The organism is Nonomuraea antri (genome assembly GCF_013283785.1).
GTDB lineage: Bacteria > Actinomycetota > Actinomycetes > Streptosporangiales > Streptosporangiaceae > Nonomuraea > Nonomuraea antri.
This window is the reverse complement of sequence record NZ_JABCPZ010000282.1, coordinates 1-12,915: the sequence shown is the minus strand read 5'-3', so window position 1 is coordinate 12,915 and position 12,915 is coordinate 1. Positions and strand designations below refer to the sequence as shown.

Sequence of the window (12,915 nt, the reverse complement as noted above, 5' to 3'; positions counted from 1 at the left end):
CACCCGTACGGCGCCCGACCCGTACGGCGCCTGATGCCCGCCACCCGGCCTGTACGGCACGCAGCCCGCACAGGCCGGGCGAGTCTCCTCACCCGAACCCCTTCCCTGCCTGCCCGCACGTCTAACGCGAACTCGTGTAACGTCTCCCATGTGTTAACGCGTTACCTCACCGGAGCCGTTGCAGCCCGCACCGGGGACGAGATGTCCGGACCGGCGCTGCTCGTGCTGGGCCTGGCCGTCACCGGCTCGCCGCTGGTCGCGTCGTGGCTGCTGGCGGGGCTGACGGTGGCGGCGGCCGCGGGCGGCCCGCTGCTCGGCGTGCTGCTCGACCGCGCCGCCAGGCCCGGCCGGCTGCTGGCGCTCTGCCTGGCGGGGTACGCCGCCGGGCTGCTGGTGGTGCTCCTCGGCCTGGGCCGCGTGCCGGACGCCGCGCTCATCGCGGTGGCCGTCGCGGCCGGACTGCTCGGACCCGCGCTGACCGGCGGCTGGACCGCGCAACTGCCACTCGTCGTCGGCCCCGACCGGCTCGCCCGGGCCACGGCGCTGGACTCCATGAGCTACAACGCCGCCGGCCTGGCGGGACCCGCGCTGGCCGGGCTGGTGGCGGCGGCAGGCGGTGGCGGGCCGGCCGTCTGGATGTGTGTGGGCCTGCTGGTGCTCGCACTCCCGCTCGCCTGGACGCTCCCCCACCGCCCACCCGAGAAAGGCCGCCCACCCGAGAAAGGCCGTCCACCGGAGAAAGGCCGTCCGCCGAAGAGAGGCGGCGCGCCCGGCTCGGTGCGTGGCGACCTGATCGCCGGTTTCGCGGCCATCACCGGAAACGTCCGGCTGCGGCGCGCCACCCTGGGGTCGATGGTCTCGTGTGCCGGGCTGGCCATGCTGGTGGTGTCAGCCCCGGTGCTGGGCGCCGAGCTCACCGGCGAGAGCGGGCACGGCGCGCTGCTGCTCGCGATCACCGCCGCCTGCGGCCTGACGGCGAACGCCCTCCTGTCCACCCGGGCGGGAACCCGGGCCGAGACCTGGGCCGGGACCTGGACAGGAACGAACTCGTGGGAACCGGTGCTCGTGTGGTCGACGGTGGTGTTCGGCGCCGGGATGGCGCTGGCCGCCGTCTCGGGGACGTTCGCGCTGGCGGCGCTGGCCGCGGCCGTCGCCGGGTTCGGCGAGGGCCCGCAGCTGACCGCGCTGTTCGCCATCCGTCACCGGGAGGCGCCGGAACGCCTGCGCAGCCAGGTGTTCACCACCGGCGCCAGCCTCAAGATCACCTCCTTCGCGGCGGGATCGGCGGTGGCCGGGCCGCTGGCCTCCTGGTCGGTCAGCGCCGCGCTGCTCACCGGCGCGGCGCTCCAGTTGCTCGCCGCCCTGGTGTGCCGCCCGGCCGCCCGCGCCTGACGCCGCGCCGGCGGGTCAGCTCACCCCGGGCGCGGTCGTCCTGGAGCGGTGGGCGGCGACGCGTTCCCTCGTCGCGCACCGGGCGCTGCAGTAGCGGCGCGGGCTGCCGCCGCCCAGGTCCAGGTAGGGCCGCCCGCAGCTCGCGGACGCGCACAGCCCGCCGGGCACCCGCTGGTGCTCGGCCAGCAGCAGGGCCAGCGACATCGCCGAGGACGTCAGGAACCACTCGCCCCACGGTGCGTCGTCGGAGCCGTCGACGTGCACGTGCCAGCTCGTCGTGCCGCCGTGGCTGGTCAGCCTGGGCGCCTTCGCGCTCTGCCCGAGCAGCCGGTTGAGCAGGTCCGCGGCCTGGCCGGGACCGTCGGCGGCGAACACCTCGACGAGCCGCCCGGCCGCCACGCGCATCTCCGCCACGTCGGCCGCACCGAGCCGCAGGTCGCCGCTCTCCCCGTGCTCGCGCAGCACCCGCGCGACCGAGGCCGGGGACGGGCGCTCGTACAGCAGCTCCGCGCAGAGCGCGACGGCCCTGGCGGCCATCGCCTTGGTCGAGTGAACCTCCACCCCAGCAGCGTAAGCCCGGCCGCGGCACGCGGCGGGTTCCCCGTGCCCGCCGCGTGCTCCGGCCGCCCGCTCAGCCGCCGCAGGCGGCGAAGACGAACGTGTCCTTCAGCAGCGTGTACCGGTCGCGTACGGTGACCTCGCCGGTCCCGGTGTCGATCTGGACGATCGTCACCCCGGTGCTCCTGCTCAGGTTGCGCACCAGGTGCAGGGTCACCTGGGTGTCGCCGGTCCAGTCGATCATGTGCAGGTCGCCGGCGGGCAGCTTGATCCTCTTCCTGGCCGGCGGCTCGTCGGTCTCCAGGTCGTAGGTGATCAGCAGCGGCTTCCGGCCCAGCACCAGGTTCGCCACCGTCCTGCCGTCGGCCGCCAGGGCGTGCGGCCCGTTGGACGCCACGACCTGCGGCGGCGTGACGCGCCGCAACTGCTCGCCGCCGTCGCTCCTGACGACCAGGTCGGTGACGGACTCCTCGCCCGACACGACGGTGAGCACCTCGTCGCCGTCGCCGCTGAACCCGGCGAACGTCTCGTCCACCGGCACGAAGCCGAGCCTGGCGCCGGTGGCCGTGTCGAAGATCCGCGTCTTGCCCGGAGCGTCGCCGGAGATCTGGGCGGCCAGCCTGCCGCCGTCGCCGGACAGCTTCAGCGTCACGTCGGCCTGGGCGACGCGCGGCAGCGCGTTCGCGGGCAGCAGCGTCACCCCGCCGCCGAGTGTCCTGACGGCCAGCCGGCCGGCCTTGGTGAAGTACGCCACCCGCTGCCCGTCGCCGCTGACCGCGACCGGGGCGGGGGCGTGCTGCCACGGGTTGCCCTGGGCGTCCAGGCCCGGGCCGCTCTGGGCGTCGCGCAGCTTGGTGATCTTGCCGCTGTGCATGACCAGCCGCCAGTCGCCGCACGGCACGACGTTGCCGTCCTTCTGCGTGCAGCCCTTGATGGAGGCGTACCTGATGCTGTCGCCGTGACTGTGGCTGTGGTCGGCCGCCCCCGCGGTCGCGACGGAGGGCGCCGGTACGGTGGCCAGGGCCGCCAGCGCGGCCGTCAGCACGGTGATGAGCCTGATCCGCATGGCACTCACTCCCCCGCCACGTAGTAGGTGTACCTGGTCTTGCTGATCCGGTAGGAGTCGGTCTGCCGGACGGCGCCGGAGTCCGGGTCGACGGTGAGCACCCGTATCACCGCGGCCGATTCCTCCTCGTGGGTGGCGACCACCGCGGTGAGCCGCCCGTCGGTCGTCCAGCGCGCCAGTGAAGCGCCGTGGGCCGACTTGACCGGCAGGTTCGCGCCCGCCGACAGCTCGCCGGTCGCCAGGTCGTACACCCGCACCCGGGGCGGCCGGTTCCTGTCGGCGTCCCCGGCGACGAACACCGCCGTGGTCCTGCCGTCGGCGGCCAGGGCGTAGGTGTTGGCGTTCGCGACGACCTGCGGCGGCGTCCGCTTGACCAGGTGGCCGTCGGCCAGGCCGTAGGAGTACATGACCAGCGTGTTGTCCGACAGGAACCTGGTCATCAGCAGCTCGTCGCCGTCGGCGCTGAAGGAGTGCGGCGCGTACTTGCCGGGGACCTCGGTCGTCCTGCCGGTACGCGCGTCGATCACCTTGCTGTTCCTGACCGAGCCTTCGCCGGTGTAGTCGACGAGCACGCGGCCGCCGTCGGCGGAGAGCATGACGGCGACGCCGTCGGTGCCCACGCCCTTGGGCAGCACCGACCTGGGCAGCGCGGTGGTCGCGCCGCCGGCCGTGCGGCGCAGCACCAGGCGGTGGTCCTTGGCCCGCTCGTAGACGATCGTGCGGCCGTCGGCGCTGATGGCGAACACGGCCGGGTCGCGGACCTCGCCGCCACGCGCGTCGATCCTGGTCGCGGCGGCGTCGGGCACGGCCTGCTGGGAGCCGTCGCGCAGGAGCAGCCGCCAGCGGCCGCAGGGGTAGGTGGATTCGTCCGATCCGGAGCAGGACTTGACCCACGCCGCGCGGGCCGGGGACGGCCCCGCTCCGGCGTGGGCGGCGGGGGTGAGCCCGAGCCCGCCGATGACCGCGGACGCGAGCAGCGCGGCGGTCGCTGAGGTGTGCCTCATGGCTGTGATCCTTTCGCTCACCTGGTTAGACCCGGACTCCAGGTGGCCGGTTGGTCACAGCTCAGCCACGGTTATCTCGTGGTCATCACGCCAGCGGACGGCGTCCGGCGAAGCCCAGATCGGTACGGTGGAACCAGCCCAGCTCCGGCTCGCCCTCCAGCCAGCACAGCCGGATCGACACGCCCTCGACCACGGCGGGGAAGTCGATGAGGATCGGCGCGATGCCCTTCACCTCGATGCCCCGCCCGCTCCAGCCGGTGAGCACCTCCTCGATGCGGGCCTCCAGCCCCTTGATCTCCGGGATCCCGCCCAGCGCGGAGCCGCCGGAGGTCTCCCGGTCGAAGGCGATCTCGGCCAGGTCGGCGCGGGCGGCCACGACCGCGCGGGCATCCTCGACGATGGCCGGCATCAACGCGCGCGCCTCACCGAGGGTGAAGATCCTGTCCATGCGGAAACGTTAGCGGTTCGGCTCGTAGGCGTGAATCAGTTGCCGCTCCGCCTCGTCGAGATAGTCGTCGAGGTAGGCCGCCGCCTCTTCCGGCCGGCCGGCCTCGATCAGGCCGAGCAGCACCCGGTTGCGTGCCACGAACGGCTCGTGGAAGGCCCGCGGGTTGTCCATGACGTGGAAGACGAGCCGCAGTTCGGCCAGGAGCTGGCGCATCGACTCGTTGAGCCGCGGGCTCTCGTTGAGCGAGACGATGGCCTGGTGGAAGCGGATGTTGGCGGTGCCGACGGCCTGCCAGTCGTCCTGCTCGGCGGCGCGTTCCGCGTCGGTCAGCGCCTCGTTGATGACGGCCAGCGTGCGCTCGCCGGGCTTGCGGCGCACGGCCGCGCCCTCCAGCACCCGGCGCACCCGGTAGAGGTCCGCGACGTCCTCGGCGGACGGCAGCCGGACGAACACGCCGCGGTTGAGCTTGTGCTCCAGCAGCCGTTCGTGCCCGAGCAGCCGGAACGACTCGCGCAGCGTGTTGCGCGAGACGCCGAGCGCCTCGGAGATGCCCTCTTCGGACAGCCGCTGGCCGGGCCGGAACGCGCCTTCGCTGATGCGCTCACGCAGGATGTCGGCCACGCGCTCGGCCGTGCTGCTCCGCCCTAGGCGCACCCGGTCCTGGCTGAGTTCGGCGAGCACGTTCTCCACATTCCACAGACAATCATTCCCCGATCCCCTTGTCGAATTGTTCAACGATCCTTACGTTGAGGAATAACCCCCATCAACGCAAGGAGCGATCACATGACGAGCTCCACGCCACAGACGCGGCGCGTGATCCTCGCGAGCCTGATCGGCACGTCGCTGGAGTGGTACGACTTCTTCCTCTACACCACGGCCTCGACGGTGGTGTTCGCCAAGCTGTTCTTCCCGACGCTCGATCCGTTCAACGCCACCATGGCCGCGCTGACGGCCAACGCGGTGGCGTTCGTGGCCAGGCCGCTGGGCGGCATCGTGTTCGGCCACTTCGGCGACCGGGTCGGACGCAAGACCGTGCTGGTCGTCACGCTGCTGGTGATGGGCGTGTCGACCTTCCTCATCGGCCTGCTGCCCGGCTACGCGACGATCGGGGTGGCGGCGCCGATCCTGCTGGCCGTGCTGCGGTTCGTCCAGGGGCTGGGGCTCGGCGGCGAGTGGGGCGGCGCGGTGATCATGTCGATGGAGCACGGCGGCGGGCGGCGGCGCGGTTTCAACGCCAGCTGGCCACAGGTCGGCGTGCCCGCCGGGTACGTGCTGGCCACCGGGCTGCTCGCCATCCTGTCGTTCGCGCAGTCGGACGCGGCGTTCCTGTCGTGGGGGTGGCGGATCCCGTTCCTGCTGTCGGGCGCGCTGGTGTTCGTCGGGCTGTGGGTCCGGCTGAAGATCACCGAGTCGCCGCTGTTCACCGAGGTCGAGCAGCAGGGCGCGAAGGCCAGGATGCCGCTGGTGGAGGTGCTGCGCACGCATCCGCGGGCGCTGCTGTCGGCGTTCACCGCCAGGATCGGCGTGGACGTGGCGTTCTACACCTTCACCGTCTACATCATGGTCTACATCACCCAGCAGCTGGATCTGGAGCGCTCGGTGGCGCTGAACGCGGTGCTGATCGGCTCGGCGCTGCAACTGGGGCTGATCCCGCTGTTCGGCGCGTTGTCGGACCGGATCGGGCGGCGTCCGGTCTACCTCATGGGCGTGATCGGCGCGGCCGTGTGGGTGTTCGCCTTCTTCCCGCTGCTGGACTCACGCTCGTTCCCGCTGATCGCGCTGGCCGCGGTGGTGGCGCTGATCACCCACGCCGCCATGTACGGCCCGCAGGCGGCGTTCATCGCCGAGCTGTTCAGCACCCGGCTGCGCTACAGCGGGGCCTCGATGGGCTACCAGGTGGCCGGGATCGCGGGCGGCGCGCTGGCCCCGCTCATCGCGCTGCAGCTGTTCGAGACGTACGGGACGACGGTGGCGGTGTCGCTGTACGTGGTGGCCGCGCTGGCCGTCACGGCCCTGGGCCTGTCCATCGCGCCGGAGACCCGGGACGTCGACCTGGCCGCGGACGTCACGCCCGAGGGCCTGGACGGAACCCCGCGGAACAGGCAGAGTGGTCTCCCCGGGCAGGTGGGCCCGTTCGCTTGAAGCCGCAGCGCGGGCATCCGCCCGGCATCCGACCAGCATCCGATCATCCGAGACTGCCGCGAAAGCATGTGGGCGGCGGCTGCCACCGCCGCCCACATCGGCACATCAGACGCTCAGCCGGGCCGATCTCTCGACCGCCGGCCGCCACGGGCCCTTGAAGGCCGCCAGCGTGGCCAGGAACACGACCTGGCCGACGAGCGCCACGATCAGCCAGCTCTGCCAGCCGCCCGCGCCGGCCACCAGGGGCGCCACCGGCAGCAGCACCACGATCATGACGCGGACCACCATGCCCCAGATGCCCAGGGCCGCGCCCTGCAGCCGGGCGTCCACGTCCTCGGCGTTCTCGGAGAAGTTGGCCATCCACGGCACGTACGCCACGCCCATGAACAGGAAGAGCAGCGCGTACACGATGGTGACGTGCGTGGCGGAGGCGCCGCCGCCGATGAGCGAGATGTAGTAGGCCAGCGTGACGACGGTCAGCACGGTGCCGGCGGCCGTGAACGGCTTGCGCAGCCGCAGCCGGTCCGAGACGCGGCCGACCGCGATGACGGCCAGCGCGTTGAGCACGACGCCGAGCGTGACCACGCCGTTGGCGGCGGCGGTGTCCATCTTGAACGGCCCGGTGAGTATGGCCGTGCCGTAGATCGTGAACGTCCAGTAGAGCACCTGCCAGCCGGTGTTGCCCAGGACGTGCGCCCACAGGTGCGGGTGCCGAAACAGCTCCCTGAGCCGGCCAGGGTCGATCTTCTCCTCGGCGGTGACCGCGCGTTCGGCGTCGAGCACCTGGGCACGCAGCGCGGCGGACGGCTCGGCGATCTGCCAGATGATGATCGCGCACAGCGTCAGCGAGACGATGCCCATCAGGATCGCCTGCGACTGCCAGGCGTTGTCGAACAGCGGCAGGGTCTGCCAGGCCAGGAACGAGGCCAGGAACGTGGCGCCGACCGGGCCCCAGGTCCAGAACGCGAACGCCTGCGCCCGTCCGACGCGCGGGGAGAAGTCGCGGACCAGCGAGGCGGTGATGGTGATCCCCGCGCCCTCGATGAACAGCATCAGGCAGCGCACCGCGAACAGCCCGCTGACGCTGTCGACCGTGGCGAGCAGGAAGTTGCAGCCGGCGGTGACGGTGAGCGTGGGCACCAGGATGGCCACGCGTCCCCACCGGTCGGACAGGATCCCGCCGAAGCCCGCCGACAGTCCGCCGACCAGGACGGACGCCGCCGCGATCACGCCGTAGACCTCGTACGTCATGTCCAGGTCGACGATCAGCAGCGGCAGGATCGTGGAGAGGGTGGTCTCGAAGTTGGCCACCAGGCTGGCCAGCACCGCGATCGACAGCAGCCAGATGCGCCGGCGCCCGACCGGGTAGACGTTCAGCTCGCGGACATAGAACGGCTTCATTCCCATCCTCCACGGGACGGATCGTGACGGTCGCTCTAGAACGCGTTTCTAGTTGCTCCAGAGTTTCCGGTTTTATGCCGTTTAGTCAACGTTTTTCGGCATTACGATGTGATCTCGATCACAGGCCGCCTGTTGTGACGGAATCGCCATCGATTCACAGAACACACAACCCCGAATAGGCATAAACTCCCCGCCTGTGAGCCTGCCTGTACGCGAACGTTCCCCCCGGCCCGGTGGTGGCCGCCACCGCCGTCCCGTTCCGACGTCCCTGCCGCCGGACGCCCCCGTGCTCGTGCTCGCCACCCCGGGTGACACCACCGGCGTGGCCACCGAGATCGCGGACGTGGTGCGCGTCGACAACCCGCAGATCGAGGTCCGCCTGACCAGCGTGGCCGACCTGGCTGACACCCTGCCTTCCGGCCGCGAGGCCGTCGTGGTGCCGCTGCTCACCTGGGGAGACCCGGCCGTCATGGCCGAGATCGGCAAGGCGGTCGCGGCCGGCGGCGGCAGCGCCGTCGTCACCGACGCGCTGGGCCCGCACCCGCTGCTGGCCGAGGCGCTGCACATCAGGCTGGCCGAGAAGGGCCTGGCCAGGGCGGACCGGGTCCGCGTGCTGAACGTCTCCAGCCCGGTCGACGCGGTCATCCTGGGCACGGTGGGCGGCGAGCGGGCCGTGCACGCCGTCCAGGCCACGGCGGTGCTGCTGGCCTCGCGGCTCACGCTGCCGGTCGTCGCCGCCTCGCTCGACAGCGAGCCCGGCGTGCCCGTCGCGGCGCAGCGGCTGCGCGCGGCCGGCGCCGCGCGGCTGGCCATCGCCCCCTGCCTGATCGGCCACGAGGCCCCGGCCGGGATCGTCGAGTCGGCGGCCGGCCAGATCAACGCCGGACACGCCGCACCGCTGGGCGCGCACGGCGCCGTCGCCGAACTTGTCGCGCGAGCTTACGGTAGTCAACTCGCCTCTTGACAGGGCTTGTAAAGATCACGGCACTCGCGTTACCTTCTGCGCATGCGCCGCGTGGTGTACAACGGTGCGCGACTTGGCCTTCGTGACGTGACGGAGGCCGACGTCGCGGCGTTGCATGGTGTCTACGGTGACCCCGAGGCGACCCAGCACATGCCGTTCGCCCCGCGGAGCATGAGACAGGTGGCGACCCTCGTCGACCAGGCCATCGCGGCCGCGTCCGCGGAGCCGCGCCTGCTCTACCTGCTCGCGGTCGTGGACGTGCACAGCCACGAGGTGATCGGGGTGGCCCGCCTGGCCATCGAGACCGACCACCCGCACAGCGCCGAGATCGGCGTCGGCCTGCGCCCCGACCAGTGGGGGCGCGGCGTCGGCACCGACCTGATCCGGCTGCTGCTGTCGTTCGGGTTCAAGCAGCTCGGGCTGCACCGCGTCTGGGGCGCCCGCTCACCGCAGAACCTGCCCGCCCAGCTGGCCATGCTGACGGCCGGAATGGTGGAGGAAGGCCGGATACGTCACCACGTGCACACGCCGAACGGCTGGCGCGACTCCATCGTGCACTCCGCCCTGGAGGACGAATGGACGGAACGACTCTCCCAGAACTCCTTCTGACCGCCGATTATTGTCGGTGCGACGTCCTACGATGAGCCTCCTCACGGAGGGATAGTCACATGCTCGACTCGCTGATCGTGCCCTTGTTCGTCACCACCGACCTGCCGCGGCGGGCGGAGCTGACCGAGTTCGGCGCGCTGCTCGCCGAGACCGTGCGCACGCTCGACCACGAGGGCACCGGCTACGACGCGTTCCTCGCGGGCAAGGTGTTCTGGCTCGACCGTCCCGTGCTGCCCCGCCAGCGGCCCGCCGCCGAGGTGGAGCCGCGCTTCGCCGGCATGCTCGGCTACCTGGCCGCTTCCGGCGCCGGCCACGACGTCCGTGACGTGGTGGCCGACGTGCGGCGGGCGGTCGACGCGGCCGTGACGCTTCGCTACGGCGACGTCGGCGCGGTGCCCGCGGTGTTCGCGATCCGCGACCGCGACGTGCGCGAGCGCACCCCCGAGTCTGCCGTGCCCATCGCGCCGCCCGCCGACCCGCGCCAGGCGGCCGCCGAGCTGGTGAGCGTCACCCGTTCCTACCTCTAGCCAGGCGCACGTCCCTCGTGCGATCGTGAACGGCATCCTTTCTGGCCGGGAGGGGCATGCTGCGCGATCACTTCCTCGATCTGCTCGACGAGCTGCGGCGCTCCGCCGTGACCGAACTGCCCGCCGAGGCCAGGGCACGCCTGCCCGGAGAGCTCGACGCCCTGGGCGCGGCGGTGGCCGGCCGGCCCTGCGAGGCCGGGGTGCCGGCGGCCGCGCTGGTCAGGCAGTTGTTCAGGCCGTACACGGCGGCGTACGTGGAGGCCGCCCGGGTCACGCTGCGGCACCTGGCGGTGGTGGGGAGCACCGGGGAGTACATGGCGGGGCTCGAGCTGTTCTCCAGGATCGCGGCCTTCGAGCCGCCGCCGGGCGACCGCTAAGGCTGCTTCAGCGGGGCAGATCGGCCTTGATCATGGCGGCCAGTGCGGCCATGGCGGAGAGGTCGGGGTCGCCCGGGGTGGCGGCGACCATCAACTCGAACGGCAACCCCGATTCTTCGGTTTCACCTGGGCTGGGATGCGGGGTGGCGCCAGGGGGCTGTTCGAGGGCCGGGGGCAGGCCGTCGAGGCCTTCGTCCAGTGCCGTCCTGGCCCGCTCCGGATCGCCGCACTCCTTGAGCACGAGCCCGAGCCTGATCGACGCGAGCGCGGCCAGCCGTCCCTGGCCCGCGTCACGGAAGGCCGCCACGGCCAGTTCGAGCGAGCCGATCCGGGCCTGCTGATCGCCGGTGCGGGCGGCCAGCGCGGCCAGCCGGTCCCTGACCACCGCCGTCTTCAGCGGCTCGCCGGCGGCCAGCCCGAGCGCGAACAGCAGCCCCTTCCCCGCCCGCCGGTACGCGCCCACCTTGAGGTCCAGCGTCGCCCGGTACAGGGTGACGATGAACGCCACCCCGGCGTCACCGGCCGCGAGCCGCTCGGCCCGCGCCAGGTCGGCGGCGGCGTCCTCGTCCCTGTCGAGCCGACTGAGACAGACGGCCCGCAGGCTCAGCGCCGACGCCTCCCGATGCGAGTCGCCCACCCGGCCGTACGCCACCGCCGCCCGGCCGAACTCCACCCCCGCCCGCTCCGGCTCCCCTTCCACGTAGGCGAGCACGCCCAGCTGATAGCGGACGGCGGCGACACCGTCGTGGTGCCCGATGCCGCGGTATTCACGTTCGGCCCGTTGAAACGCGACTCCGGCGCCGGCCGGGTCGCGCAGGTCCCGGTGCCGGTGCGCGATGCGATACCACTCGTCGGCCGGCTCGCGCCGCCGCCCGTGCCGCCGGACGATCTCCACCAGGCGGGCCTCGCAGGCGGCCGCCCGGTCGTGATGGTGGTACTGGAGCAGGAGGTTCGCGTGCGCGTCCAGCACCCGGCAGGCCTCCTCCCAGGCCCCGGCCTCTTCCAGCCCGGCCACGCACACCGCCAGCCGCTCATCCCCACCGGCCTTGGACTCGTCGGCCTTGGGTTCACCGGCCCCGGGCTCGCCCCACCCCCCGGTCATCCCCTGGGGCACCGGTGCCGTGGCCTCCTCGGCCTCGGCCACCTCTGTCTTGACCGGGTCCGCCGTCTCCGTTCTGGCCGTCTCCGTCCTGACCACTTCCGCCATGGCCGCCTTCGCCAGCGCGAGTGCCGCCGCCACCGCGTCGCCGGCCTCCGTGTGCAGGTTGTGCGCCCGAAGCGCGTGGGCCAGCGCCGCGGCCGGATCGCCCGCGTCGAGGCAGGCCTGAGCGGCATGCCCGTGCTGTCTGGCCACCTGCAGCCGGGCCTCCCGGTGAGTCGCTTCCTGCCCGCTCGACCCGGACCTCTGGAGCAGGGCGATGGCCCGGCGGTGGCATTCGAGCGCCTTTTCCGGCTCGCCCGTCTCCTGGTGGAGTCCGCCCAGCGCACCGAGCTGCAACGCCTCGGGAAGGGGTTCCCCGAGCTCGCGGTAAGCGGCTGCGAACACCTGCTCGGCCCGGACGAGGAGCGCGGTCGCCGGGCCGTACCTGTGCTGCCCGGCCAGGTCGCGGGCGCGGGCCAGCAGGAAGTCGCCCGGGTCGCCCGGGTGATGGCGTTCGGCGAGGTGGAGGAGGTCGAGTGCCAGCCGGTCGTCTCCGGTGGCCAGGGCGAGTCCGGTCGCGGCCCGCGCCACCCGCTCGTCCGGGGGAATCTCTGACGACTGAGCCAGGACCGCCCGCAGCCGTCCGACGACCTGGTCACCGCCGCCTGGGGGCTGCTCGTCTTCCCGGAACAGAAGCGGCTCCCCCACCGGAGTCGGCTCCCCCACCGAGGTCGGCTTCCCGTCCGAGGTCGGCTTCCCGATCAGCGGCGGTTCGCCGGCCAGGGTCAGGGCCTCGACCAGATCGTCGGGGTCTCGGCGGGCGGAGAAGCCGGACAGCAGTGCCAGGCAGAGCCGCCGCCGCGCCCGCGTCTGGTCGAGGCCGCTCTTCCCGGCGAGCTCCACCGCCTGCCTGGCCGCCGCCACCGCCTCATCGAGATCCGGCGAAGCACCGTCCGCGTGCCGCCCGGCTGCTGCGTCCTGGGCCCGTACCCGACGGTCGCGGGCGCACAGCAGCTCAGAGAGCAGCCCGTACGCCTCGACGTGCAGCGTCACCCGCCCGCCGGTCGACAGCACCTCGCCCAGCAGCGCGATGGCCTCGTCCGGGGTATCGCCGGTCAGCCCGCCAGGGGCCTCGATGCCGGATCGCAGCCGGAGCGCCTGGGCGAGCAGTAACAACGTCCGGGGCCGCTGCGTGTCGTCGGCGACGGCCAGCGCAGCACGAGCGGCCGCGACCGCTTCGTCCACGTCCGACACCAGCGTCAAGGCGAAGGCCGGCGGCTCTGGGG

At 72.6% G+C, this 12,915-nt stretch carries 13 protein-coding genes; 6 read left to right on the top strand and 7 right to left on the bottom strand.

Features of this window, described 5'->3' with window-relative positions:
• Window positions 1-150: 150 nt before the first annotated feature.
• Window positions 151-1,392, top strand: a complete 1,242-nt coding sequence (locus HII36_RS48410; RefSeq protein WP_217370896.1) for an MFS transporter — start codon at window positions 151-153, stop codon at window positions 1,390-1,392.
• A 15-nt stretch (window positions 1,393-1,407) separates the two neighbouring features.
• Here HII36_RS48410 and HII36_RS48405 read toward each other — a convergent pair whose 3' ends face one another.
• The 5 genes from HII36_RS48405 to HII36_RS48385 all read right to left on the bottom strand — a co-directional run bounded on the left by HII36_RS48405 (window position 1,408) and on the right by HII36_RS48385 (window position 5,149).
• Window positions 1,408-1,953: a CGNR zinc finger domain-containing protein gene (locus HII36_RS48405; protein ID WP_328808233.1), complete on the bottom strand. Its 546-nt coding sequence runs from the start codon at window positions 1,951-1,953 to the stop codon at window positions 1,408-1,410.
• Between the two features lie 70 nt (window positions 1,954-2,023).
• Window positions 2,024-3,016: a hypothetical protein gene (locus HII36_RS48400; RefSeq protein WP_173530150.1), complete on the bottom strand. Its 993-nt coding sequence runs from the start codon at window positions 3,014-3,016 to the stop codon at window positions 2,024-2,026.
• Between the two features lie 5 nt (window positions 3,017-3,021).
• A complete protein-coding gene (locus HII36_RS48395) occupies window positions 3,022-4,020 on the bottom strand; it encodes a hypothetical protein (protein ID WP_173530149.1) in 999 nt (332 codons plus the stop codon).
• 85 nt (window positions 4,021-4,105) lie between these two features.
• On the bottom strand, window positions 4,106-4,468 hold the full coding sequence (locus HII36_RS48390; RefSeq protein WP_173530148.1) for a DUF2203 domain-containing protein: 363 nt from the start codon (window positions 4,466-4,468) through the stop codon (window positions 4,106-4,108).
• A 9-nt stretch (window positions 4,469-4,477) separates the two neighbouring features.
• On the bottom strand, window positions 4,478-5,149 hold the full coding sequence (locus HII36_RS48385) for a GntR family transcriptional regulator (RefSeq protein WP_328808232.1): 672 nt from the start codon (window positions 5,147-5,149) through the stop codon (window positions 4,478-4,480).
• 102 nt (window positions 5,150-5,251) lie between these two features.
• Between HII36_RS48385 and HII36_RS48380 the strand changes: the two genes are divergently transcribed.
• Window positions 5,252-6,610: an MFS transporter gene (locus HII36_RS48380; RefSeq protein WP_173530146.1), complete on the top strand. Its 1,359-nt coding sequence runs from the start codon at window positions 5,252-5,254 to the stop codon at window positions 6,608-6,610.
• Window positions 6,611-6,715: 105 nt separating this feature from the next.
• Here the strand turns inward: HII36_RS48380 and HII36_RS48375 are convergent, their stop codons facing one another.
• Window positions 6,716-8,011 (bottom strand): MFS transporter, encoded by a 1,296-nt coding sequence (locus HII36_RS48375; protein ID WP_173530145.1) that lies wholly within the window; start codon window positions 8,009-8,011, stop codon window positions 6,716-6,718.
• A 196-nt stretch (window positions 8,012-8,207) separates the two neighbouring features.
• Between HII36_RS48375 and HII36_RS48370 the strand changes: the two genes are divergently transcribed.
• Genes HII36_RS48370 through HII36_RS48355 form a run of 4 tightly spaced genes read left to right on the top strand, consistent with a single transcriptional unit; the run spans window position 8,208 to window position 10,488 of the window.
• Complete coding sequence (locus HII36_RS48370) at window positions 8,208-8,975, top strand: sirohydrochlorin chelatase (RefSeq protein ID WP_328808231.1); 768 nt, start codon at window positions 8,208-8,210, stop codon at window positions 8,973-8,975.
• A 42-nt stretch (window positions 8,976-9,017) separates the two neighbouring features.
• On the top strand, window positions 9,018-9,584 hold the full coding sequence (locus tag HII36_RS48365; protein ID WP_173530144.1) for a GNAT family N-acetyltransferase: 567 nt from the start codon (window positions 9,018-9,020) through the stop codon (window positions 9,582-9,584).
• A 59-nt stretch (window positions 9,585-9,643) separates the two neighbouring features.
• Window positions 9,644-10,111, top strand: a complete 468-nt coding sequence (locus HII36_RS48360; protein WP_173530143.1) for a hypothetical protein — start codon at window positions 9,644-9,646, stop codon at window positions 10,109-10,111.
• 56 nt (window positions 10,112-10,167) lie between these two features.
• Complete coding sequence (locus HII36_RS48355) at window positions 10,168-10,488, top strand: hypothetical protein (protein ID WP_173530142.1); 321 nt, start codon at window positions 10,168-10,170, stop codon at window positions 10,486-10,488.
• 7 nt (window positions 10,489-10,495) lie between these two features.
• On the opposite strand, the gene HII36_RS48350 is transcribed toward HII36_RS48355, so the two are convergent.
• The coding region (locus HII36_RS48350) for a hypothetical protein (RefSeq protein ID WP_217370895.1) at window positions 10,496-12,915 on the bottom strand (2,420 nt) is incomplete at its 5' end.

Excerpts from the sequence above, each read along its gene's own strand:
- HII36_RS48400 (WP_173530150.1), bottom strand. The coding sequence starts at position 3,016 with ATGCGGATCAGGCTCATCACCGTGCTGACGGCCGCGCTGGCGGCCCTG.
- HII36_RS48395 (WP_173530149.1), bottom strand. The coding sequence starts at position 4,020 with ATGAGGCACACCTCAGCGACCGCCGCGCTGCTCGCGTCCGCGGTCATC.
- HII36_RS48390 (WP_173530148.1), bottom strand. The coding sequence starts at position 4,468 with ATGGACAGGATCTTCACCCTCGGTGAGGCGCGCGCGTTGATGCCGGCC.
- HII36_RS48380 (WP_173530146.1), top strand. The coding sequence starts at position 5,252 with ATGACGAGCTCCACGCCACAGACGCGGCGCGTGATCCTCGCGAGCCTG.
- HII36_RS48375 (WP_173530145.1), bottom strand. The coding sequence starts at position 8,011 with ATGAAGCCGTTCTATGTCCGCGAGCTGAACGTCTACCCGGTCGGGCGC.
- HII36_RS48365 (WP_173530144.1), top strand. The coding sequence starts at position 9,018 with ATGCGCCGCGTGGTGTACAACGGTGCGCGACTTGGCCTTCGTGACGTG.
- HII36_RS48360 (WP_173530143.1), top strand. The coding sequence starts at position 9,644 with ATGCTCGACTCGCTGATCGTGCCCTTGTTCGTCACCACCGACCTGCCG.
- HII36_RS48355 (WP_173530142.1), top strand. The coding sequence starts at position 10,168 with ATGCTGCGCGATCACTTCCTCGATCTGCTCGACGAGCTGCGGCGCTCC.